This is a genomic window from Streptomyces sp. NPDC093097 (assembly GCF_044754325.1).
In the GTDB taxonomy this organism is placed as follows: Bacteria; Actinomycetota; Actinomycetes; order Streptomycetales; family Streptomycetaceae; genus Streptomyces.
Map to the genome: position 1 here is coordinate 365,381 of NZ_JBIVOW010000002.1, position 22,114 is coordinate 387,494.

Genomic DNA, 22,114 nt, shown 5'->3' on the forward strand with positions numbered 1-22,114 from the left:
CTGGGGCGGTGAGTGAGTGAGTGCCTGTGGCGGGCCCTACGCGGTGACGACGGCGAGCAGCGTGCCCACCTCGACCTGCTGGCCCGTGCGGGCGGGGAGGGCGGTCAGGGTGCCGGCCGCCGGTGCGCTGATCCTGTGCTCCATCTTCATGGCCTCCAGCCACAGCAGCGGCTGGCCGGCCGCCACCCGGTCGCCCTCGGCCAGCCCGTCCGCGATCCGGACGACCGTGCCGGGCATCGGGGCCAGCAGCGAACCGGGTTCCGTACGGGCCGCGGGGTCGGGGAACCGGGGCAGCGCGGTGAACGCGCGGGCCCCCAACGCCGAGTCGACGTACACCTGGTCCCCGTAGCGGGCGACCGCGAACGGCCGCCGCAGCCCGTCGACCTCCAGCACCACCGCCTCCGCGGCCAGGCCGAGCAGCCGGACGCCGGGGTGGCCCTCGGCGGTCAGCCCGTCGCGCCCGAGCCGGTAGCGCACCTCGTGGACGGTGTCCGCGCGGGCGTAGCGCTTGACCTGGGGGCCGGAGGGGACGTTGCGGAAGCCCCCGAAACGCGAGCGGCCGTGCGCGTCGGCGAGCGCGGCGGCCAGCGCGCACAGCGCGTCGCCGGCGGACTCCGGCGCGGTCAGGGCCGACAGATGGCGGTCGTAGAAGCCGGTGTCCAGACCATCGGCGCCCGCGAACTCCGGGTGCCGCAGCGAGCGGACCAGCAGGTCCCGGTTGGTGGCCGGGCCGTGGAGGCGGGCCCGCTCCAGGGCGCCGGCCAGTTTGCGCACGGCCTCGGCGCGGGTCGGCGCCCAGGCGATGACCTTGGCCAGCATCGGGTCGTAGTGGACGGTGACGGCATCGCCGTCGGTCACGCCGGAGTCCAGCCGGACGCCGGCCGGTACGTCGAGCCGGTGCACGGTGCCGGTCTGCGGCTGCCAGCCGGCGGCCGGGTCCTCCGCGTAGAGCCGGGCCTCGACGGCGTGGCCGTGCGGCGCGGGCGGCTCGGCGGGCAGCGGGCGCCCCTCGGCGACGGCCAGTTGGAGGGCCACCAGGTCGAGCCGGTAGATCTCCTCGGTCACCGGGTGCTCCACCTGGAGCCGGGTGTTCATCTCCAGGAAGTACGCCCGGCCGTCGGCCGACACCAGGAACTCGACGGTGCCCGCGCCCCGGTAGCCGATGGCCCGCGCGGCCTGGACGGCGGCCCGGTGCAGGGTGTCCCGCAGCGCGTCGGACAGCCCGGGGGCGGGGGCCTCCTCGATGACCTTCTGGTGGCGCCGCTGGAGCGAGCAGTCCCGGGTGCCGAGCGTCCAGACCGTGCCGTGGGCGTCCGCGAGCACCTGCACCTCGACGTGCCGCCCGCCCTCCACATAGGGCTCGACGAAGACCTCCCCGTCCCCGAAAGCGGCCGCCGCCTCCGCCCGCGCCGACGCCAACTCCTCTTCCAGCGCGTCCAGTTCGCGGACGATCCGCATGCCCCGACCCCCGCCGCCGGCCGCCGCCTTCACCAGCAGCGGCAGGTCCCCGGCGGCGGCCGCGGCCGGCTCGACCGGCGCCAGCAGCGGCACCCCGGCCGCCGCCATCAGCTCCTTGGCCCGCGTCTTGGAGGCCATCGCCGCGATCGCGGCCGGCGGCGGCCCGACCCACACCAGCCCCGCCTCCCCCACCGCGCCCGCGAACTCCGCGCTCTCGGAGAGGAACCCGTACCCCGGGTGGACCGCGTCCGCCCCGGCCGCCAGCGCCGCCGCGACGATCGACTCGCCGCGCAGATAGGTCTCCCCGGCCGCCTCGCCCGGCAGCCGGACCGCGGCGTCCGCCTCCCGGACGTGCGCGGCCCCGGCGTCCGCGTCGGAGTACACCGCGACGGTGGCGATGCCCAGCTCACGGCAGGTGCGGAAGACCCGGCGGGCGATCTCCCCGCGGTTGGCGACGAGCACCGAACGGATCTCACCGGAATCAGTCGTTGTCACGGGAACCTCACATCCGGAAGACGCCGAAGCCGCCCCGCGCGCCCTCGACCGGCGCGGTGTGGACGGCGGACAGGCACAGGCCGAGAACGGTGCGGGTGTCGCGCGGGTCGATGACGCCGTCGTCGTACAGCCGCCCGGACAGGAACATCGGCAGCGATTCGGACTCGATCTGCTGCTCCACCATGGCGCGCAGCGCCGCGTCCCCCTCCTCGTCGTAGGGCTGCCCCTTCGCGGCCGCGGAGGCGCGCGCCACGAGGGAGAGCACCCCGGCGAGCTGCTGCGGCCCCATCACCGCGGACTTGGCGCTCGGCCAGGCGAACAGGAACCGCGGGTCATAGGCCCGCCCGCACATCCCGTAGTGCCCGGCCCCGTACGAGGCGCCCATCAGGACGGACAGATGCGGCACCGTCGAGTTCGACACCGCGTTGATCATCATCGAGCCGTGTTTGATGATGCCGCCCTGCTCGTACTCCTTGCCGACCATGTAGCCGGTGGTGTTGTGCAGGAAGAGCAACGGGATGTCCCGCTGGTTGGCCAACTGGATGAACTGCGCCGCCTTCTGGGACTCCGCACTGAAGAGGACCCCCTGCGCATTGGCCAGAATCCCCACCGGATAGCCGTGCAGCCGGGCCCACCCGGTCACCAGGCTCGCCCCGTACAGCGGCTTGAACTCGTCGAAGTCCGACCCGTCCACGATCCGCGCGATCACCTCACGCGGATCGAACGGCACCTTGAGGTCACCGGGAACGATCCCCAGCAGCTCCTCCTCGTCGTACGCCGGCGGCTCGGCCGGACCCGGATCGCCGTGCGCCTTGCGCCAGTTGAGCCGCGCCACCACCCGCCGCGCCTGCCGCAGCGCATCCGGCTCGTCGAGCGCGAAGTAGTCCGCGAGCCCCGACGTCCGGGCGTGCATCTCGGCCCCGCCCAGCGACTCGTCGTCGCTCTCCTCGCCGGTCGCCATCTTCACCAGCGGCGGCCCGCCGAGGAAGACCTTGGCCCGCTCCTTCACCATGATCACGTGGTCCGACATCCCGGGCACATACGCACCCCCGGCCGTCGAGTTCCCGAAGACCACCGCCACCGTCGGAATCCCCGCGGCGGACAGCCTCGTCAGATCCTTGAAGAGCGCCCCGCCCGGGATGAAGATCTCCTTCTGGCTCGGCAGGTCCGCCCCGCCCGACTCCACCAGGCTGACCACCGGCAACCGGTTGGCGAACGCGACCTCATGGGCCCGCAGCGCCTTCTTGAGCGTCCACGGATTGCTCGCCCCGCCGCGCACCGTCGGATCGTTGGCGGTGATCAGGCACTCCACGCCCTCGATCACCCCGATCCCGGTGACCAGCGACGCACCCACCGCGTAGTCGCTGCCCCACCCGGCGAGCGGCGACAGCTCCAGGAACGGCGTGTCCGGATCCAGCAGCAGCTCGATCCGCTCCCGGGCCAGCAGCTTGCCGCGCTTGCGGTGCCGGTCGACGTACTTCTCCCCGCCCCCCGCCAGCGCCTTGGCGTGCTCGCCCGCCACCTCCCCCACCTTCCCGAGCATGACCGCCCGCCGCTCGGCGTACTCGGCGTCCGCGGTGTCCAGCGCGCTCCTCAACACCGTCACAACAGCACCTCCGGTATCTCCACGTAACGGGAGCGCAGCCACTCCCCCAGCGCCTTGGCCTGCGGATCGAACCGGGCCTGGGAGGCGACGCCCGCCCCCAGCAGCCCCTCGACGGTGAAGTTCAGCGCCCGCAGGTTGGGGAGGACGGCACGCCGGACCTCCAACTGAGCGACTTCCGGGAGGAGTTGCCGGAAAACCGTCACGGTCAGCTCATGCGCCAGCCACCGCCACGCCTCGTCCGTCCGGGCCCACACCCCGACGTTCGCCGACCCGCCCTTGTCGCCACTACGGGCCCCGACGACGCGCCCCAAGGGAGCCGACCGGGTCGGCCCCGCTGCCAACGGCACCGGAAGCTCCGCCTCCACGGCGGCCAACTCCCCTACAGGCGCGGGCACATGCGCGATCTCCACCCGCTCCCCGCCCGGCAACACCGCCACCTGACGCACGTCCTCCGCCGCCACATACGCCGCCTCGAACACCCCGTACGGGGCGCCCTTCCCCGGCGGCGCCGTCACATGGAAACCGGGATAACTGGCCAACGCCAGCTCGATCGCCGCCCCGCTCACCGCCCGCCCCACGGCCTCGGGGTCCGGATCCCGCACCACCAGCCGCAGCAGCGCACTCGCCTCCTCCTGCACCCCCGCGTCCGCGTGATCGGTCCGCGCCAGCGACCAACTCACGTCACCGGGCCGGCGCGTGGCCCGCGCCAAGGCGTCCTCCATCTGCCCCCGCACCAGCGCCGCCTTGGCCTCGATGTCGAGCCCGGTGAGGACGAACACCACCTCGTTGCGCCAGCCGCCCATCCGGGTCAGCCCGACCTTCAGCGTCGCCGGCGGCGCCTCCCCGCATACCCCGTCGATCCGTACCCGGTCCGGCCCGTCCGCCGTCAGCCGCACGCTGTCCAGCCGGGCCGTCACCTCCGGCCCCGGATAGCGCGCGCCCCCGGTCTCGTACAGCAGCTGGGCGGTGACCGTACCCACCGTGACCGCACCCCCCGTCCCCGGATGCTTGGTGATCACGGCGCTGCCGTCCCCGTACACCTCGGCGACCGGGAATCCGGGCCGCCGCAGGTCCCCCAACTCCTCGAAGAACGCGTAGTTCCCACCCGTCGCCTGCGTCCCGCACTCCAGCACATGTCCCGCGACCACCGCACCCGCCAGCCGGTCGTGATCGTCCGCCGCCCACCCGAAGTGCGCCGCGGCCGGCCCGCTGACCAGGGCCGCGTCCGTCACCCGCCCGGTGACCACGACATCCGCGCCGGCCCGCAGGCACTCCGCGATCCCCGCACCGCCCAGATACGCGTTGGCGGTGAGCACGCCCTCGCCCCACCCCCGCCCCACCAGGTCATCGCCCTCGACATGCGCCACCCGCACCGGGACCCCGACCCGCGCACCCAACTCCCGTACGGCCTCGGCAAGTCCGGCCGGATGCAGCCCGCCCGCATTGGCGACGATCTTCACGCCCCGCTCGACGGCGAGCCCCAGCCCCTCCTCCAGCTGCCGCAGAAAGGTCTTGGCGTACCCCAGCCGCGGGTCCTTCAGCCGGTCCCGCCCGAGGATCAGCATGGTCAACTCGGCCAGATAGTCGCCGGTCAGCACGTCCAGCGGCCCACCGGTCAGCATCTCCCGCACGGCGTCGAACCGGTCCCCGTAGAACCCCGACGCGTTCCCGATCCGCAGCGGCTCCCCGGCGCCCGTCACCGCCGCGTCTCCCCCGGCGCCCGCCCGGCCCCCGCCGGCCCCGCGAAGGACTGCGCGATGCCCAACCACCGCTCCGCGTCCGCCCCCACCGCCACCAGGGAGACATCATCCCGATGTACCCGCTGCGTCACCAGCAGACAGAAGTCCAGCGCGGCCCCGCTCACCCGCTGCGCGGCCCCCGCCGGCCCGAACGCCCACTCCTCGCCCCCGGGCCCGACCAACTCGACCCGGAACTCCTCCCCCGGTGGCGTCAGCCCCCGCACCGCATACGCATAGTCCCTGGCCCGCACCCCGATCCGCACCACATGCCGCAACCGGGCCGTCGGCACCCGCCGCACCCCCAGCGCATCCGCCACGTCCTGCCCGTGCGCCCAGGTCTCCATCAACCGTCCGGTGGCCATCGACGCCACGCTCATCGGCGGCCCGTACCAGGGCAGTTTGCCGCCCGCTGGCTGCGCCGCCAGCACCTCCAGCAGCTCCGCCCGACTCGCCCGCCACCGCTCCAGCAGCTCGACGGGCGCCAGCCGCGCCCCGCGCTCGGCCGCCTCGTCCACGAACGTCTCGGGCGACGCCAACGCCGCCTCGACCTCCCGCCCGAACCCCTCGGGATCCACCGCGGACTGCACGGCCCGCTCATCCGTCCACAGCAGGTGCGCGATCTGATGCGCGAGGGTCCACCCGGCGGCCGGCGTCGCCCGCCCCCACTCCGCCTCCGGCAGCCCGGCCACCAGCCCGTCCAGCTCTTCACCCTCGGCCCGAAGGTCCGCCAGGACCTCCCGAACCTCCCGCGGATCGGCCATCGCTCGCTCTCCTCATCCACACCGGACGCCCATATCCCTTGCGGGGAGGGCCAGTTGACAGATGTTGCGGTGATGCGAGAACCGAGCGTGACAGCGCGACCAGAAACAATCAAGCACGCCTGCATGGTTTTTTGCCATGCCGCAGCGACCCTGCGGTTGCGAGGTCGCTACGGGCGTGGGGCGGCTCAGTTGGGCGTCGCGGCGGCCGCGTAGCGGAGGAAGGTGGTCCAGGTGGTGGGGGTGAGGGTGAGGTGGGGGCCCACCTTGTCCTTGGAGTCACGTATATGGATGTGGGTGGCGGCCGGGCCGGTGGCGATCTCGATGCATTCGCCGCCCTCGGAGCCGCTGTAACTCGACTTGCGCCACGACAGTTCGCTGTTCATTCCTACCCCGCCAACTTCTCGATGAATTGGATGGATTCCCTGGTAGAGAGGGCCTGCGTACGGATCATGGCATAGCGATCCACAAGTTCGGCGACCTTCTTCCGGTCGGATACGAGTTGGCTCCTGGCATGGCCCTCGACGTAGCCCAGCGTGCGCGGGTCCGGCATATCGAGCAAGACCAGCGCCCCATCAAGAGAGGGGTGTTCCTCGATATCTGTCGGCATGACCTGAAGAGATACGTTGCGCAGCCGTAGCCGCTCCAAGACCCTTGCCATCTGCTCCTGGTGGACTTTCCGGCCACCGATCGGACGCTCCAACGCCGCCTGCTCGACGACGAAATGCACCGGCGGCCGGTCCTCGCGGGTGAGCAAACTCTGCCGATCCAGCCTGCCCGACACGAGGCGTTCGACCTCGTCGTCGGTGAAGACGGGGATACGCGATTCGATCACCGCGCGTGCGTAGTCCTCCGTCTGCAACAGCCCCGGAACAACCAGCGCCTCGTACGAGCATCGCCCCAGACACTTCCGCTCCAACTTCGCCAAGTCGCGGAAGAACGGCGGGTACTGCACCTCCTCCAGCAGCGGAATCGCCACCCGCAGCACCCCCTTCGCCCCCAACAGGTCGTCCGCGCGCTCCACCGTCTCCGGCTCCGGGATGCGCTGAGCGAGCTCGTACGACTTGATCGTGTGGGACGCGTAGCCGAGCTGTCGCCCCAACTCCTCACGACTCAGCGAGGCCAGTTCACGGAAGAGCTTCAGCTGCCCCCCGAACACCCGCAATGCCGTCGACACCCGCTCCGCACTGCCACCTGCATGCATGACGCCTCCCTTACGCACAGCTACGGATACTCTCCGTACGCGAGTCACTACTTCGCAGGCTAAGTCGGTCTCCCGACCATGGGGGGCATGAATCAGAAAGAACCCTCATCCGGGGACAGTGCTTTGGCCCAAGGTAGCCAGGCAGCAAAGGAGTTGGCGGCCGCTCTCGCCACCGCCGGGTTCGTATTCCCCTCCCTCCAGGGCGGATATCCGGTCATGGAGCGGGGGCGGGTCGAGTTGGGCGGAATTTCCGCTTCCGAGGTGTTCCGGTTGGCGGCCTGGATTCGTGAGCGTGCGGAAATGCAGCGGGGGCGGGCCCGTTGAAGATCAACCCGCGGCACATGTCGCTCTTCGTGTACCGGGTTTCGCCGGACGGGGCGCGTACGCCGCTACGCACGGTCGCCGTCCGGGCCGACGATCCGATGCAGCTCGTGGACGACATGGCCGGGCGCTTCCCACCCTGCGAGTGCCCCAGGTGCAGGCGGCCCACCGGCGGAAAGTCGGCAACGGCGTAGGCCGGAGGGGATGTCCCGGGGTGCGCCCGCAGGATCTGGAGCGAACGCCGGGGCATTCCTCAACTGACTGACCAGATGCGCCCGCACCGTGGGGGCACCTCCCGGCCGAAGGCTGGGGGAGTATCCCGGGGCAGCCCCTCCGGCCCCACCCACTGCGGGAAACCGAGGCCACGCCCGCCCCCACGCCGGGGAAGCCAACAACGCGCAAGGCAGACCCAACCGCCCAGCGCCGCGACCCGCTCAGCGCCGGGAACCACCCAGCGCCGGGAACCGCTCAGCGGCGCGAACCGCTCAGCACAGCCCCCGCACTGGCAACCACCACCAGCCCGATCGCCGCCAACTCCACCCACCCCAACGCCTGCCCCAACACCAAAAACCCGGCCGTGGCCGCCGCGGCCGGCTCCAGGCTCATCATCACCGCGAACCCCGACGCCGGCAGCTTCCGCAACGCCAGCAACTCCAGCGTGTACGGCATCACCGACGACATCAGCGCCACCGCCGCCCCCAGCCCCAGCGTCATCGGATTCAACAGCGCAGCCCCCGCGCTGAACACCCCCAGCGGCAGGCTCAACACCGCCGCCACCGTCATCGCCAACGCCAACCCGTCCGCCTGCGGGAACCGCTGCCCCGTCCGCGCCGACAACAGGATGTACGCGGCCCACAACCCACCCGCGGCAAGCGCGCACCCGGCCCCGACCAGATTCAGCCCGTCGAACCCCGCACGCCCCAGCAGTCCCACCCCCCCCCAGCGCCAGCGCCGCCCACACCACACTCAGCAACCGCCGCGACGTCGCCACCGACAGGATCAACGGCCCGAGGAACTCCAGCGTGACCGCGGCCCCCAACGGAATCCGATCGATCGCCTGGTAGAAGAGCGAGTTCATCCCGACCAGCGCGACACCGAAGGCGACGACCGTCGCCCAGTCCCCCCGCCCGTAGCCCCGCACCTTCGGCCGGCAGGCAACCAGCAACACCAACGACGCCACGACCAGCCGCAGCGTCACGACCCCCAGCGCACCGGCCCGCGGAAACAGCAGCACCGCCACCGACGACCCGAACTGGAGCGAGACGACCCCGCCGATGACCAACGCCACCGACACCAGCCGCCCCCGCGCCCGCGCCGCACCCGTGGTCCCCGGCCCCACCCCATGGGCCACGGCCTGAGCCTCCGCCGACAACACCTCGGGCGACGGCGGCACGGGCTGAGGTATCTCAGCCTCACCACCCGACGCACCCGACACATCAGAAGAAGACCCGGCAGAACCGGCAGACGCAGGAGAACCAGCAGACCCGGCAGACCCGGCAGACCCGGCAGACCCGGCGGACGACGAGCCGAACGGCGCGGACGAAGAAGCATTCACACCCCCACGCTACGACCCGCCTTCCCGCACCTGAAATGCCGTTTCTCCCGTTGTTATGCTCCGCACGCATGAGCATCGAGCTGCGCCATTTCCGCTGCTTCCTGGCCATCGCCGACACCCTCAGCGTGACCCGCGCCGCCGAACGCCTCCACCTCACCCAGCCCGCCGTCTCCCGCACCCTCCGCCAGCTGGAGGAGGCCCTGGGCACCCGGCTCGTCGAGCGCACCACCCACCACCTCGCCCTCACCCCGGACGGCCTCGCCTTCCGCGATCAGGCGTCCCTCGCGGTCACCGCCTTCGACCGCGCCCTGGCCCACGGCAGCCGCACCGGCTGGCCGCTCCGCCTGGGCCACGCCTGGTCCGCTGCCGGCACGGGCACCACCACCCTCCTGCGCCGCTGGCACGAGGAGCACCCGGACACCCCGCTCGAACTCCTCCGCATCGACGACCGCACGGCCGGCCTCGCCCGCGGCGACGTCGACGCGGCCCTCCTCCGGGGCGAGGTGCACGCCCCCGGCCTGGTCACCGAGCAGTTGACGACCGAGCCCCGGGTGGCCGGCCTCCCCGCCGACGACCCCCTGGCCGCCTGCCCCACGCTCTCCCTCACCGCCCTCACTCACCGCACCATCGCCCTCAACACCGTCTCCGGCACCACCACCCTCGACCTCTGGCCCGCCGACGCCCGCCCCTCGTCCACGATTACCATCGGCAACACCGACGACTGGATCGCCGCCATCACCGGCGGCCGCGCGGTCGGCGTCACCACCTCCGCCACCGCCGGTATGCACCCCCACCCGGCGATGGCGTACGTCCCCCTGACCGACGCCCCACCCGTCCCGGTCGTCCTCGCCTGGCGCGACGGCCCGGGGCACCCCCGCATCCGGGACCTGGTGACCCTGGCCCGCGAGGTGATGGGCTAGATCCGGTCCGCCCGTCTCACCTCCCCCGCCTCCAGCGCCTCCGCCAGCACCTCCGCCAGATGCCGCCCCCGGCGCTCCCCGAGCTGGGCGAGCTGGGTGCGGCAGGAGAAGCCGTCCGCGAGGATCTCGGCGTCCGGTGCCGCGGCCCGTACGGCGGGCAGGAGTTGATCCTCGGCGCAGGCGACGGAGACGTCGTAATGGCCGCGTTCGAAGCCGAAGTTGCCGGCCAGGCCGCAGCAGCCGCCGCTCAACTGGCCGGCCAGCCCGGCCCGTTCACGCAGCCGGCGGTCGGCGGCGTCGCCGAGGACCGCGTGCTGGTGGCAGTGGGTCTGACCGGCGACGGGACGGTCCAGGCGAGGCGGGGTCCAGTCGGGGGCCAGCTCCTCCAGCACCTCGGCGAAGGTGCGGACGGAGGCGGCGAGCCGGGCCGCTCGCGGGTCGTCGGCGAGCAGTTCCGGCAGGTCGCTGCGGAGCGCCGCGGCGCAGCTCGGTTCGAGGACGACCAGGGGGCGGCCGGGGCCCACCAGCGGGCTCAGCGCCTCCACCGTCCGGCGCATCACGGCCCGGGCCTGGGTGAGTTGGCCGGTGGAGACGTAGGTCAGGCCGCAGCAGAGGCCGGGGCGGGAGACGCGGCGGGCCAGCCGGAGCGCCGGGCTGGTCTCCAGGGGCACGGTGGGCGGGAGCAGCGGCCGCAGCCCGGCGGCCTCCAGGACGCGGACGGCGGCCCGGCCCACCTCCGGGGAGAGGTGGTCGGTGAAGGTGTCGGGCCACAGGACGACGGTCCGGCCGCCGGTGGTGGCGCCCGCGGCGGCGCGCCGGCGCCACCACCACCGCCGGAACGTCTCCCCCGCCAGCGCCGGGATCTCCCGCTCCGGCGCGATCCCGCCGAGCCGCTTGGCGACCGCGGCCAGCGGGGTGCGGGCCAGGGCGTTGAGGAGCGGTGCCGCGGGGGCGGCGGCGCGCAGCCACTGGGGCAGGCGGCCCATCGCGTAGTGGGCGGCGGGGCGGATCCGGCCCTCGTAGTGGTGGTGCAGGAACTCCGCCTTGTAGGTGGCCATGTCGACGCCCACGGGGCAGTCGCTGCGGCAGCCCTTGCAGGAGAGGCAGAGGTCGAGGGCGTCGCGCACCTCCGGGGAGCGCCAGCCGTCGGTGACCACCTCGCCGGCCAGCATCTCGTGCAGCAACCGGGCGCGCCCGCGGGTGGAGTGCCGCTCCTCGCCGGTGGCGCGGTACGACGGGCACATCACGTCCGACGAGCCCGAACCCAACACCTCTGTACGGCACTTGGCGACGCCGACGCATCTGCGTACCGCGGCGGAGAAGTCGCCGCCGTCGTGCGGATAGCCGAACTCCACGGGGACCGGACGGCGCGGCAGCGGGGCGAAGCGGAGGTTGTCGTCGAGGCGGGCGGGGCGGACCAGGATGTCGGGGTTGAGGCCGGCGGCCGGGTCCCACAGGTCCTTGAACCGCCCGAAGAGGCCGACCAGTTCGTCGCCGTACATCTTGGGGAGGAGTTCGGCGCGGGCCTGGCCGTCGCCGTGTTCACCGGAGAGCGAGCCGCCGTGCGCCACCACCAGGTCGGCGAGGTCGGCGGAGAACTCCCGGAAGCGGCGGATGCCGGGCGGGGTGAGCAGGTCGAAATCGATCCGGACGTGGATGCAGCCGTCGCCGAAGTGGCCGTAGGGGGTGCCGCGCAGCCCGTGCTGGGAGAGCAGGCCACGGAAGTCCCTTAGATACGGCCCCAGTTGAGCCGGTGGGACGGCGCAGTCCTCCCAGCCGGGCCACGCCTCGCTGCCGTCCGGCATACGGGTCGCCGTGCCGGAGGCGTCCTCGCGGATGCGCCACAGGGTGCGTTGGCCGGCCGGGTCGGTGACGAGGGCGTGGCCGGTGGCGCCGTCCGCCCGCGCCGCGCGGCACAGCGCCTCGGCCCGGGCGGCGGCCTCGGCCCCGTCGGCCCCGCCCATCTCGACGAACAGCCAGGCGCCGCCGTCGGGCAGCCCGGTGGTGCCCTTGCCGACGAGGTCGGCGGCCATGCCCTCGACGGTCAGCGGGGAGTGCGGCAGCAGGGTGTGGGCGGCCTCGGCGGCGGCGCTCTCGTCGGGGTAGGCCAGGACGGCCAGCGCGCGGGCGGCGGGGGCCTCGACGAGCCGGACGGTGGCCTCGGTGAGGACGCCGAGGGTGCCCTCACTGCCGGTGAGGGCGCGGGCCAGGTCGGTGCCGGCCTCGGGGAGCAGGGCGTCCAGGGCGTAGCCGGAGATGCGGCGCGGGAGGCCGGTGGGGTAGCCGGTGCGCAGCAGCGCCAACTCGCCGTCCACCAGGGCCTTGACGCCGTCGCGCAGCCGCGGCGGGAGGCCGGTGGGGCGGCCTTCGGCGTCGGTGCCGCGGCCGGCCCGCACCCGCTCGCCCTGGTAGGTGAGCAGGTCCAGGGTGTGGACGTTGTCGGCGGTGGTGCCCCAGGCCACCGAGTGGGAGCCGCAGGAGTTGTTGCCGATCATGCCGCCGAGGGTGCAGCGGCTGTGGGTGGAGGGGTCGGGGCCGAAGGTCAGGCCGTGCGGGGCGGCCGCGGCCCGGAGGTCGTCGAGGATGACGCCGGGCTGGACGACGGCGGTGCGGGCCGCGGGGTCCAGGGCGGTGATCCGGCGCATATGGCGGGTGAAGTCCAGGACGACGCCGGTGCCGGTGGCCTGTCCCGCGATGCTGGTGCCGCCGCCGCGCGGCACCACCGGGACGCCCCATTCGCGGCAGACCCGCAGGGCCGCGGCGACGTCCTCGGCGTCCCGGGGCGCGACCACCGCGTCCGGGACCCGCCGGTAGTTGGACGCGTCCATCGTCATCAGCGCCCGGTCTCCCGCGGCGGCCGAGACCTCGCCCCGTACCGCCGCGGCCAGTTCGCGCGCCAGCTCCCGCCGGGCGGCGGCCGCCCGCTCGGTCGCCCGCCCGCCCGCGCCCGGTCCGCCGCCGTCCCGCTTGTCCGTCTCCGTGCCATCAGCCATGCCACCAGAGTGCCCACGAAGGGCGGGGGCGGATCAAGACCTGTGGACAAAGGGTGTCGCGCCCCGCGCCCGACCGACGGGAACCTGTGGACGCCGGGGAATCCCGCCAGAAGCAGCCCTAGCATGGAGTGCATGAGTGATGACACATCCGGTGACACCTCGTACGACACCAACGAAGCCTCCTGCGGGCGGCCGCACCGGTCGTCCGGCGGCCTGCCGTCGCTGGACACGCTGCGCCGCGCGGCCCGATGGGAGACCTTCGCCATCCTCGCGGTGCTGATCGTCCTGGCGTTCGCCTTCAGCTGAGGGCTGTCCGTAATCCCCGGTGGGCGCAGGACGACGGCCACCCCTGCCCGAACGCCGGTACACCCTCGGAGACTTCAGGTGAAGGCCGACCGTCTGCTCTCGATCCTGCTGCTCCTCCAGACCCGTGGCCGGGTCCCGGCGAGCGAACTGGCCGCGCGCCTGGAGGTCTCCACCCGCACCGTCTACCGGGACGTCGAGTCGCTGTCGTCGGCCGGGGTGCCGGTCTACGCCGAGCGCGGGCGGCACGGCGGGATCGCGCTGCTGCCCGGCTTCCGCACGGACGTGACGGGGCTGACCACCGACGAGGCGCGGGCGCTGTTCATCCTGGCCACGCAGGGCGCGCACCAGGCGCTCGGCCTGGACGACGCGCTGGGTTCGGCGCTGCGCAAGGTGATGGCGGCGCTGCCGGCCCCGCACCGCCCGGCCGCCGAACTGGCCGGCCGCCGCATCCTGGTGGACCCCGACCGCTGGCTCGGCCCGCCGCGCGCGGCGGTGGACCTGGACGCGTTGCAGACCGCCGTCTTCGCGGACCGCCGGCTGCGCATCCGGTACCGGCACAGCGGCGAGACCCGCCTGCGCACCTACACCGTCGATCCCTACGGGCTGGTCGCCAAGGCCGGCACCTGGTACCTGGTCGCCGACCGGCGGGGCCGGCCGCAGCTGTTCCGGGCCGACCGGGTGGCGTCGACGGCCCGCCTGGACGCGCCGGTGCGGCGGCGCCCGGGCGTGGAGTTGGCGCAGGTCTGGGCGCAGTTGCGGCAGCAGGTGGAGGACCGGCCGGCGCCGGTGCGGGTGACCGCCCGGATCCGCCGGGAGCGGCTGGATCTGGCGGTGCGCATCCTGGGCGGGGCCCTGACCGCGCCCCCGCGGACGGACGAGGGCGCGTCGGGCGCCGACGGCGCGGGGGACGGCTGGGCGGTGCTGGAGCTCGGCTACCCGGTGCTCTCCGCCGTCCGTCAACTCCTCCAGTTCGGCGACGCGTTGGAGGTGCTGGAGCCGCCGGAGGCCCGCCGGGTGCTGGCCGGCGCCGCGGCGGCGCTCACGGACCTCTACGCGGCGGACCGCCGGTAGCGGCCGTCGCGGGTGAGGGCCGTCGGGCAGGGCGGGCCGGCCGGACGCCCGTGACACCGCGTGTCCACACTCCGACCCCTTGTCATCTCACCGGGTGGACGCCCTGTCGGGCCACGGCGTGACCCTTTAGCATGCCCTCGTGGCTGATATCCAGATTCCCGCTGACATCAAGCCCGCCGACGGACGCTTCGGCGCGGGCCCCTCCAAGGTGCGTACGGAGGCGCTCGATGCGCTGGCCGCCACCGGTACCTCACTGCTCGGCACCTCCCACCGCCAGGCCCCGGTCAAGAACCTGGTCGGCTCGGTGCGGCAGGGCGTGCGCGACCTCTTCCAGCTCCCCGAGGGCTATGAGGTCGTCCTCGGCAACGGCGGTTCCACCGCGTTCTGGGACATCGCGACGCACGGCCTGATCGAGAACAAGTCGCAGCACCTCTCGTTCGGCGAGTTCTCCTCGAAGTTCGCCAAGGCCGCCAAGCTGGCGCCGTGGCTGGCCGAGCCCACCGTCATCGCCGCCGACCCGGGCACCCACCCGGAGCCGGTCGCCGAGGCGGGCGTGGACGTCTACGCCTTCACCCACAACGAGACCTCGACCGGTGTCGCGGCCCCGATCCGGCGGGTGGCCGGCGCCGACGAGGGCGCGCTGGTCCTGGTCGACGCCACCTCCGGCGCCGGCGGCCTCCCGGTGGACATCGCCCAGACCGACGTCTACTACTTCGCGCCGCAGAAGTCCTTCGCCTCCGACGGCGGCCTGTGGCTCGGCGTCTTCTCCCCGGCCGCCCTGGAGCGCGCCCGCGCGATCCACGCCTCCGGTCGGCACGTCCCGGAGTTCTTCTCGCTGCCCACCGCGATCGACAACTCCCTGAAGAACCAGACGTACAACACCCCGTCCCTCGCCACCCTCTTCCTGCTCAACGAGCAACTGGAGTGGATCAACGGCCAGGGCGGTCTGGACTGGGCCGTCGGCCGCACCGCCGCCTCCTCGGGCGCGCTCTACGGCTGGGCCGAGAAGTCCCCGTACGCCACCCCGTTCGTCACCGACCCGGCCAAGCGCTCGCAGGTCATCGGCACGATCGACTTCAGCGACGAGGTGGACGCGGCGGCCGTCGCCAAGGCGCTGCGCGCCAACGGCATCGTCGACACCGAGCCGTACCGCAAGCTCGGCCGCAACCAGCTGCGGATCGCGATGTTCCCGGCGATCGACCCGGCGGACGTCCAGGCGCTGACCGCCTGCATCGACTACGTGGTCGGCCAGCTGTAGCGGGCACCGCACTCGTACCCGAAGGGCCCCGGCAGGGCGCGCGCAGAGCGACACAGCGCCCCGCCGGGGCCCTTCCGTCCGCGGTGTCGGACCCGGCCCCGTACCGGGACGCATCATGCCGGGACATGACGAAACGGTCAGGATGTGCCTCCATGGAGGTATGAGGATCCCTCCCAGCCCCGGCCTCGCCCCCTTCGAACGGCAGGCGACGATCCTGCTGACCACGTACAAGCGGGACGGCACCGGTGTCGGCACCCCGGTCAACATCGCGGTGGACGGCGACCACGCCTACATCCGCACCTTCGGCAGCGCCTGGAAGGCCAAGCGGATGCGGAACTTCCCCGACGTGGTGTTCTGCGCGTCCACCTGGCGCGGGAAGCCCATCGGGCCGGCGGTGCGGGCGCGGGCCCGGCTGCTCGACCCGGCCACCCGCGAATACCGGCGCGCCGAGCGGTCGTTGACCCGCAAGTACCCGCTGATCCAGGGGCTGTTGGTGCCGCTCGCCCACCGGCTGCGGCGGGAGCGGACGCTCCACTACGAGCTGCGGGTGGCCGAGGACGGGGCGCCGCCGGCGTAGCCCGCGGCGGGCGGGAGGCGCCCTACCGGCGGCGGCGCAGCAGGCCGCGGACCGCCAGCACCAGCACCGTGGCCCCGGCCAGCACCAGCGCGCCCTTGCCGTAACTGGGCGCCGTGCCGCCGGCCCCCTTCCCCTGGCCCGCCTCATCCGGGGAGGCGCCGCCGCCGGCGTCCCGCCGCGCCGACTGCGGGAGTTGCTCCCCGTCGAGCGCCACCGGCTCGACCTGGCTGCCGCGCCCCTCCGACCCGTACATCAGCGTCCGGCCGTCGGGGGTGAAGCTGACCGACTCGCCCTGGCGCTGGAGCGGTACCGGCACCGTGCCGAGGTCCTCGGGGCGGCCGCCCTGCCAGCGGTACATCCGCGCCGTGAAGTAGCCGCGCAGCGCCAGCCGGGTGCCGTCCGGGGAGAACGCGCCGTCGGTCACCCACAGGTCGACGGGGGCGACCTTGCGGAAGGTGTTGCTCCCGGTGGTGGACAGCTGGGCCGGGCCCTCGTAGAGCGCGGCCCCGCCGTCCCGCTTCTTGCTGGCGAGGTAGACCCGGCCGGTCTTGGGATGCACCATCAACGCCTCGGCGTCCCGCGGCCCGTCGGCGTACCGGACGGTGAACTGCTCGGCGGTGACGGTGACATCGCGCAGCGTCCGCGGCTCGGGGAAGCGGTAGATCCAGACGTGGTCCCAGGTGCCGCCGAGGTTGTCGCCGATGTCGCCGACGTAGACCCGGCCGTCCGGGCCGACCGAGATCGCCTCGACGTCGCGGGGCGCCCCGATGCCGCGCAGGGTGACGGTGGCGAGCGTGCGGCCGGTGGCGGCGTCGACGGCGTAGACGTAGGGGCCGTCGTCGCTGTCGTTGTGGGTCCAGTAGACGCCGGGGTGGGCGTGGCTGGCGGCCAGGCCGCTGGACTCGGTGATCCGGGGGTCGGTGAGGGTGAAGCCGGCGGGCTCCGCGGCGGCGGCCGGCCCGCCCGCCGCGGCCAGCAGGGCGAGCGCCGCGACCGCCCCCGCGGCGTACGGCAGCGGACGGCGCGGGAACCTGGGACGACGCACGGCGGCACTCATGGGGCACAGCCTGCCACGGTGCGCCACCGCCGGAAACGGCGTGGTCAGCGTCACGTACCCGGCGGTAGCGTTCTCGGCCATCATGGCCTGATGAGGATCATGTGCGTCGGGGACTCGATGACCATCGGCAGCTCCGGCGACTTCACGTGGCGCTACCGGATGTGGCAGCACCTCAACGCGACGTACCCCGGCCCCTACCGCCTCGTCGGACCGCGCCGCACCCTCCACGACCCGGCCACCGGCGAACCGGACTCCTTCGCGTACGGCGATCCCGCCTTCCCCGAGAAGGCCCGGTGCCACCTCGCCGGCTGGGGCGAGGGCTGGCTGCACATGGCGCCGCTGATCGAGGACGCGGTGCGCGAGCACCGGGCCGACACCCTGCTGGTCTCCCTGGGCCTGATCGACCTCGGCTTCTACACCGACCCGGAGCAGACCGCCGAGAACGTGCGGCGCTTCGTGGCCGGTGCGCGGGCCGCCCGGCCGCACGTCCGGGCGGTGCTGCTGCCGGTGATCCCCAATGTGCGGGCGGCGGCGGACCCGGCCTTCGGCGAGCAGTGCGCACGCTTCAACGAACTGCTGGCCAAGGCGGTGGCCGACCTCTCCACGCCCGCCTCGCCGCTGCTGCTGGCCTCCGAGCCGGAGGGCTGGCACCTGGACCGGGCCACCTACGACGGCACCCACCCCTCGGAGCTGGGCGAGCACCTACTGGCCGGCGCGTTCGCCGACGCGATGCACCAGGCGTGGGAGCTCGGCGGTCCCTACGCCCCCTGAGGCACGTTGTCCACAGGTGCTTGCTTCGAGCGGACTCCAACGGCTTGGCTGGACGACCATGAAGTACACGCAGCTGGGACGCACCGGGCTCAAGGTCAGCCGCCTCGTCCTCGGGACGATGAACTTCGGACCGCAGACCGACGAGGCCGACAGCCACCACATCATGGACGCCGCGCTGGACGCCGGCGTCAACGTCCTCGACACCGCCAACGTCTACGGCTGGGGCGAGAACAAGGGCCGCACCGAGGAGATCATCGGCTCGTGGTTCGCCAAGGGCGGCGGACGGCGGGACAAGACCGTGCTGGCCACCAAGGTGTACGGGAACATGGCCCCGGACGGGCAGCCGGCCTGGCCCAACCACGACAGGCTCTCCGCGCTCAACATCCGCCGGGCCGTGGACGCCAGCCTGACGCGCCTGGGCACCGACCACATCGACCTGTACCAGTTCCACCACGTCGACCGGGACACGCCCTGGGACGAGATCTGGCAGGCCGTCGACGTCCTCGTCCAGCAGGGGAAGATCCTCTACGCCGGTTCCTCCAACCACGCCGGCTGGCATCTGGCCCGCGCCAACGAGACGGCCGCGCGCCGCGGTTCCTACGGCCTGGTCAGCGAGCAGTGCCTGTACAACCTCGCCGAGCGGCGGGCCGAGATGGAGGTCATCCCGGCCGCGCAGGGCTACGGACTGGGCGTGATCCCCTGGTCGCCGCTGCACGGCGGGCTGCTGGGCGGGGTGCTGCGCAAGGAGCGGGAGGGCGGCGGGTCCCGGTCGACCTCCGGCCGGGCCGCGGACGCACTGGCCGACCCGGCGGTCCGGGCCCGCATCCAGTCCTACGAGGACCTGGTCGAGACGCACGGCCTGGCGCCCGGCGAGGTGGCCCTGGCATGGCTGCTGACCAGGCCCGGGGTGACCGGCCCGATCGTGGGCCCGCGCACCGCCGACCAGCTCGCCTCCGCACTGCGCGCGGTGGAGCTGGAGCTTGATGAGGAGCTGCTGTCCGCCCTGGACGAGGTCTTCCCGGGGCCGGGGCCGTCGCCGGAGGCGTTCGCCTGGTGAGCCGCGGCGCGGGCGGGCGCGGGTCAGTGCAGCGCCGCCGCCACGACGACGACGATCAGCAGCACGGCGAGCAGACCGGACATGATCCGGTTACGGGTCTTGGGATCCACCCTTTGAGCGTAACCGGGGCGGGCACGGGCGCTTCACCGACCCGGTCCCGGCGGGGCGGTCAGCCGCCCAGCGGCCACCGCGCGACCGGTTCGTAGTGCGGCTGGGCGCCCGGGACACCGGGCGCCGGCGGATGGCTGCGGATCAGGGCGACCTCCTCGACCGTCCAGGGGCTGCTCCCGAAGTCGGCGAGCGCCTCGGCGTACGGGACGAGGTCGAGACGGCCGGTGCGGTTCCGGGCGAGGGTCAGATGCGGGGTGTACGGGCGGTGCTCGCCCATCCGCAGGCCCGCCCGGCGGCCGGCCGCCTCGGCGGCGTCCGCGAGGTGGCGCATGGTGGGCCGGTCGCCGTCCGCCCCGGCCCACACCACCCGGTCCCCGAACCGGCCGCCGCCGGCGATCCGCAGTTCATAGGGGGCGTGCCGGTGGGCGGCGCGGGACAGCCGCTCGTGCAGCTCGGGCAGGGCCGCATCGGGCACCTCGCCGTAGAAGGCGAGGGTGAAGTGCCAGCCGTCGCGGCCGGTCCAGCGCAGCCGGTCGGCGTCCGGCAGCTTCTTCAACCGGCCCACTTCCCCGGCCAGTTGACCGAGGGCGTGGTCGGGGGGCAGCACGGCGGCGAAGAGTCTCATGGGGCCAGTCTTGCCCCGTCCTCGCCGCCGTGCCCGGCAGCCGGTCAGGCGGCGGCCGGCAGCTTCTCCTCCACTGCCCGGTCGGCACCGGCCCGCGGGACGAAGGCGAGGTGCTGGTGCCCGCGCCGCAGGTCGATCTTGAGCCGGAGCCCGCCGACCCGCGCCAGGGCCAGGCCGACCAGGGCCGCGGCCGCCGCGGAGACCACCCCGCCGGCGAGGAACCCGATCCGCGGACCGTAGGTGTCGGTGACCCAGCCGAGCAGCGGCGCGCCGAGCGGTGTGCCGCCCATGAAGACCATCATGAACAGGCTCATCACCCGGCCCCGCATCGCCGGGTCGGTGGCCATCTGGACGCTGGAGTTGGCGGTGACGTTGATCGTCAGGCCGACCATGCCGATGGGGGCGAGCAGCGCCGCGAAGACCCAGAAACCGGGGGCCAGCGCCGCGACGCACTCCAGCAGGCCGAAGACCAGCGCCGCCCCGACCAGCATCCGCAGCCGGGAGCCGGCCCGGCGGGCCGCGAGCAGCGCGCCGATCAGCGAACCGGCCGCCATCAGGCCGTTGAACAGCGCATAGGTGCCGGCGCCGGCATGGAAGACCTTGTAGGTGAAGGCGGTCAGCCAGATCGGGAAGTTGAAGCCGAAGGTCCCGATGAAGCCGACCAGGACGATGGGCCAGATCAGCTCGGGATGCCGGCGGACGTAGGCCAGGCCCTCCCGCAGCTGCCCCTTGCTGCGCGGGACGCGGTCCACCTTGTGGAGTTCGGCGGTCCGCATCATCAGCAGACCGGTGATCGGGGCGAGGAACGACAGGCCGTTGAAGAGGAACGCCCAGCCGCTGCCGAGCGCGGTGATCAGGACACCGGCGACGGCCGGGCCGATCAGCCGGGCGGACTGGAAGTTGGCGGAGTTCAGACTGACCGCGTTGCGCAGGTCGCGCTGGCCGACCATCTCGGAGACGAACGCCTGCCGGGCCGGGTTGTCGACGACGGTCACCAGGCCGAGGAGGAAGGCGCCGGCGTAGACGTGCCAGACCTGGACCTGGCCGCTGAGGGTGAGCCCGGCCAGCGCCAGGCCGATCAGCCCCATCGACGCCTGGGTGCACAGCAGCAGCCCGCGCTTGCCGAAGCGGTCGGCGAGGACGCCGCCGTAGAGGCCGAAGAGCAGCATCGGCAGGAACTGGAGCGCGGTGGTGATGCCGACCGCGCCGGAGGAGCCGGTGAGGCTGAGCACCAGCCAGTCCTGGGCGATGCGCTGCATCCAGGTGCCGGTGTTGGACACCACCTGGCCGGTGGCGAAAAGTCGGTAGTTGCGGACGCGGAGGGAACTGAACATGCCCGTGCGGCGCGCGGCGGGGCCGGCGTCGTGACCAGATGCGTCGGGGGGGTTCGGTGCGGGGGCGGAGTGTGCTCCGGGTCCCGTACTCAAAGTGGGTTCGCCTCCTTGGGCCTGGGGTTCTACAGCTCTGCGAGTTTCTCCAGCACGGGCGCGGCGGCCCGCAGCTTGGCCCACTCGTCCTCGTCCAGTCCGGAGGCCAGCTCGGCGAGCCAGGCGTTGCGCCGGTTGCGGCTCTCCTCGAGCATCGTCTCGGCCTGTTCGGTCTGGGTGACCACCTTCTGGCGGCGGTCGTCGGGGTGCGCCTCAAGCCGGACGAGGCCCTTGGCCTCCAGCATTGCCACGATGCGGGTCATCGACGGCGGCTGCACATGCTCCTTGCGGGCCAGCTCGCCGGGGGTGGCCCGACCGCACCGGGCGAGGGTCCCGAGCACCGACATCTCGGTGGGGCTCAGCGACTCGTCGACCCGCTGGTGCTTCAGGCGGCGCGACAGGCGCATCACGGCGCCCCGCAGGATATTCACGGCGTCAGCGTCGGCGCCGTTGGACAGTTCCGGCATAGTCTTTAGCATAGCTCATTAGCCTTTCTAAGGAAAGCGCGGCCCCCGGCCCCACGGAGCATCCGGGATCACCCACATGAGTGAGGACGTCGCGGAAAGCGACGCACCTGACCACACCGTGCAGGGACCGTGTCCATATGGGATCGAGTGTGCTCAGCCTGCGTGTGGAAGGGGAGCTGCTGGAGCGCCTTCGGCAGCATGCCGCAAAACGCGGAATGAGCGTCCAGGACTATGTGGTCCGGACGCTCATCCGCGAGGACTTCGACGAGCGGCTGTCGTCCTCGGTCGACGAGACCGAGCGACTGCGCGGTTGGGGCCCGGCGCCCCGTCCCTCGTGA

General features: G+C 73.2%; 19 protein-coding genes and 1 pseudogene. 8 read left to right on the forward strand and 12 right to left on the reverse strand.

Annotated features, from left to right (window positions below):
• Positions 1-36: 36 nt before the first annotated feature.
• The 7 genes and pseudogenes from ACIQE0_RS04545 to ACIQE0_RS04575 form a co-directional block, all read right to left on the reverse strand.
• The gene (locus tag ACIQE0_RS04545) at positions 37-1,953 is read right to left on the reverse strand and encodes an acetyl/propionyl/methylcrotonyl-CoA carboxylase subunit alpha (RefSeq protein WP_402329029.1); all 1,917 of its coding nucleotides are present in this window, start codon (positions 1,951-1,953) and stop codon (positions 37-39) included.
• Positions 1,954-1,960: 7 nt separating this feature from the next.
• Positions 1,961-3,559 (reverse strand): acyl-CoA carboxylase subunit beta, encoded by a 1,599-nt coding sequence (locus ACIQE0_RS04550; RefSeq protein ID WP_402329031.1) that lies wholly within the window; start codon positions 3,557-3,559, stop codon positions 1,961-1,963.
• On the reverse strand, positions 3,556-5,259 hold the full coding sequence (locus ACIQE0_RS04555; protein ID WP_402329033.1) for an acyclic terpene utilization AtuA family protein: 1,704 nt from the start codon (positions 5,257-5,259) through the stop codon (positions 3,556-3,558). Before ACIQE0_RS04555 ends, ACIQE0_RS04550 begins: the two co-directional genes overlap by 4 nt.
• A complete protein-coding gene (locus tag ACIQE0_RS04560) occupies positions 5,256-6,059 on the reverse strand; it encodes a TIGR03084 family metal-binding protein (protein ID WP_402329035.1) in 804 nt (267 codons plus the stop codon). Before ACIQE0_RS04560 ends, ACIQE0_RS04555 begins: the two co-directional genes overlap by 4 nt.
• 185 nt (positions 6,060-6,244) lie before the next feature.
• Positions 6,245-6,442 carry a DUF397 domain-containing protein gene (locus tag ACIQE0_RS04565; RefSeq protein WP_366338719.1) on the reverse strand — a complete coding sequence of 66 codons (198 nt, stop codon included), beginning with the start codon at positions 6,440-6,442 and terminating at the stop codon, positions 6,245-6,247.
• Between the two features lie 2 nt (positions 6,443-6,444).
• Entirely contained in the window at positions 6,445-7,260 is an 816-nt protein-coding gene (locus ACIQE0_RS04570; RefSeq protein ID WP_402329037.1) for a helix-turn-helix domain-containing protein, read from the reverse strand.
• A gap of 789 nt (positions 7,261-8,049) precedes the next feature.
• A pseudogene (locus ACIQE0_RS04575) lies at positions 8,050-8,932 on the reverse strand (EamA family transporter).
• A 272-nt stretch (positions 8,933-9,204) separates the two neighbouring features.
• On the opposite strand from ACIQE0_RS04575, the gene ACIQE0_RS04580 reads away from it, so the two are divergent.
• Positions 9,205-10,056 carry a LysR family transcriptional regulator gene (locus tag ACIQE0_RS04580; RefSeq protein WP_402329039.1) on the forward strand — a complete coding sequence of 284 codons (852 nt, stop codon included), beginning with the start codon at positions 9,205-9,207 and terminating at the stop codon, positions 10,054-10,056.
• Here the strand turns inward: ACIQE0_RS04580 and ACIQE0_RS04585 are convergent.
• Positions 10,053-13,049, reverse strand: coding sequence for an FAD-binding and (Fe-S)-binding domain-containing protein (locus ACIQE0_RS04585; RefSeq protein WP_402329041.1), 2,997 nt, complete (start codon positions 13,047-13,049; stop codon positions 10,053-10,055). The genes ACIQE0_RS04580 and ACIQE0_RS04585 overlap by 4 nt on opposite strands.
• Before the next feature lie 132 nt (positions 13,050-13,181).
• Between ACIQE0_RS04585 and ACIQE0_RS04590 the strand changes: the two genes are divergently transcribed.
• The 4 genes from ACIQE0_RS04590 (at position 13,182) to ACIQE0_RS04605 (ending at position 16,261) form a co-directional block, all read left to right on the forward strand.
• On the forward strand, positions 13,182-13,355 hold the full coding sequence (locus tag ACIQE0_RS04590) for a hypothetical protein (protein ID WP_366338727.1): 174 nt from the start codon (positions 13,182-13,184) through the stop codon (positions 13,353-13,355).
• Positions 13,356-13,433: 78 nt separating this feature from the next.
• Positions 13,434-14,426, forward strand: coding sequence for a helix-turn-helix transcriptional regulator (locus ACIQE0_RS04595; RefSeq protein WP_402329043.1), 993 nt, complete (start codon positions 13,434-13,436; stop codon positions 14,424-14,426).
• A 139-nt stretch (positions 14,427-14,565) separates the two neighbouring features.
• Positions 14,566-15,684 carry a phosphoserine transaminase gene (gene serC / locus ACIQE0_RS04600; protein WP_366338731.1) on the forward strand — a complete coding sequence of 373 codons (1,119 nt, stop codon included), beginning with the start codon at positions 14,566-14,568 and terminating at the stop codon, positions 15,682-15,684.
• A gap of 160 nt (positions 15,685-15,844) precedes the next feature.
• Positions 15,845-16,261, forward strand: a complete 417-nt coding sequence (locus ACIQE0_RS04605) for a PPOX class F420-dependent oxidoreductase (protein ID WP_366338733.1) — start codon at positions 15,845-15,847, stop codon at positions 16,259-16,261.
• 22 nt (positions 16,262-16,283) lie between these two features.
• Here the strand turns inward: ACIQE0_RS04605 and ACIQE0_RS04610 are convergent, their stop codons facing one another.
• On the reverse strand, positions 16,284-17,318 hold the full coding sequence (locus ACIQE0_RS04610; RefSeq protein WP_402329046.1) for a hypothetical protein: 1,035 nt from the start codon (positions 17,316-17,318) through the stop codon (positions 16,284-16,286).
• A 99-nt stretch (positions 17,319-17,417) separates the two neighbouring features.
• On the opposite strand from ACIQE0_RS04610, the gene ACIQE0_RS04615 reads away from it, so the two are divergent.
• Positions 17,418-18,089, forward strand: coding sequence for a GDSL-type esterase/lipase family protein (locus ACIQE0_RS04615; RefSeq protein ID WP_366338765.1), 672 nt, complete (start codon positions 17,418-17,420; stop codon positions 18,087-18,089).
• Positions 18,090-18,147: 58 nt separating this feature from the next.
• Positions 18,148-19,146 carry an aldo/keto reductase gene (locus tag ACIQE0_RS04620; protein WP_366338737.1) on the forward strand — a complete coding sequence of 333 codons (999 nt, stop codon included), beginning with the start codon at positions 18,148-18,150 and terminating at the stop codon, positions 19,144-19,146.
• A 169-nt stretch (positions 19,147-19,315) separates the two neighbouring features.
• Here ACIQE0_RS04620 and thpR read toward each other — a convergent pair whose 3' ends face one another.
• From thpR to ACIQE0_RS04635, 3 genes are read right to left on the reverse strand one after another with little or no spacing between them, the layout of a single operon-like run.
• Entirely contained in the window at positions 19,316-19,882 is a 567-nt protein-coding gene (gene thpR, locus ACIQE0_RS04625) for an RNA 2',3'-cyclic phosphodiesterase (protein ID WP_402329048.1), read from the reverse strand.
• A 44-nt stretch (positions 19,883-19,926) separates the two neighbouring features.
• Positions 19,927-21,309 (reverse strand): MFS transporter, encoded by a 1,383-nt coding sequence (locus ACIQE0_RS04630; RefSeq protein WP_402329050.1) that lies wholly within the window; start codon positions 21,307-21,309, stop codon positions 19,927-19,929.
• A gap of 29 nt (positions 21,310-21,338) precedes the next feature.
• Positions 21,339-21,776 (reverse strand): MarR family transcriptional regulator, encoded by a 438-nt coding sequence (locus ACIQE0_RS04635; RefSeq protein ID WP_366338743.1) that lies wholly within the window; start codon positions 21,774-21,776, stop codon positions 21,339-21,341.
• A gap of 137 nt (positions 21,777-21,913) precedes the next feature.
• Here ACIQE0_RS04635 and ACIQE0_RS04640 point away from each other — a divergent pair, with 137 nt between their 5' ends.
• On the forward strand, positions 21,914-22,114 hold the full coding sequence (locus ACIQE0_RS04640; RefSeq protein WP_366338745.1) for a hypothetical protein: 201 nt from the start codon (positions 21,914-21,916) through the stop codon (positions 22,112-22,114).

Bases quoted from the DNA above. Each gene is read 5' to 3' on its own strand.
- ACIQE0_RS04585 (WP_402329041.1), bottom strand. From the start codon at position 13,049: ATGGCTGATGGCACGGAGACGGACAAGCGGGACGGCGGCGGACCGGGC.
- ACIQE0_RS04580 (WP_402329039.1), top strand. From the start codon at position 9,205: ATGAGCATCGAGCTGCGCCATTTCCGCTGCTTCCTGGCCATCGCCGAC.
- ACIQE0_RS04635 (WP_366338743.1), bottom strand. From the start codon at position 21,776: ATGCCGGAACTGTCCAACGGCGCCGACGCTGACGCCGTGAATATCCTG.
- ACIQE0_RS04620 (WP_366338737.1), top strand. From the start codon at position 18,148: ATGAAGTACACGCAGCTGGGACGCACCGGGCTCAAGGTCAGCCGCCTC.
- ACIQE0_RS04570 (WP_402329037.1), bottom strand. From the start codon at position 7,260: ATGCATGCAGGTGGCAGTGCGGAGCGGGTGTCGACGGCATTGCGGGTG.
- ACIQE0_RS04560 (WP_402329035.1), bottom strand. From the start codon at position 6,059: ATGGCCGATCCGCGGGAGGTTCGGGAGGTCCTGGCGGACCTTCGGGCC.
- ACIQE0_RS04590 (WP_366338727.1), top strand. From the start codon at position 13,182: ATGAGTGATGACACATCCGGTGACACCTCGTACGACACCAACGAAGCC.
- thpR (WP_402329048.1), bottom strand. From the start codon at position 19,882: ATGAGACTCTTCGCCGCCGTGCTGCCCCCCGACCACGCCCTCGGTCAA.
- ACIQE0_RS04615 (WP_366338765.1), top strand. From the start codon at position 17,418: ATGTGCGTCGGGGACTCGATGACCATCGGCAGCTCCGGCGACTTCACG.
- ACIQE0_RS04605 (WP_366338733.1), top strand. From the start codon at position 15,845: ATGAGGATCCCTCCCAGCCCCGGCCTCGCCCCCTTCGAACGGCAGGCG.
- ACIQE0_RS04640 (WP_366338745.1), top strand. From the start codon at position 21,914: ATGGGATCGAGTGTGCTCAGCCTGCGTGTGGAAGGGGAGCTGCTGGAG.
- ACIQE0_RS04565 (WP_366338719.1), bottom strand. From the start codon at position 6,442: ATGAACAGCGAACTGTCGTGGCGCAAGTCGAGTTACAGCGGCTCCGAG.
- ACIQE0_RS04610 (WP_402329046.1), bottom strand. From the start codon at position 17,318: ATGAGTGCCGCCGTGCGTCGTCCCAGGTTCCCGCGCCGTCCGCTGCCG.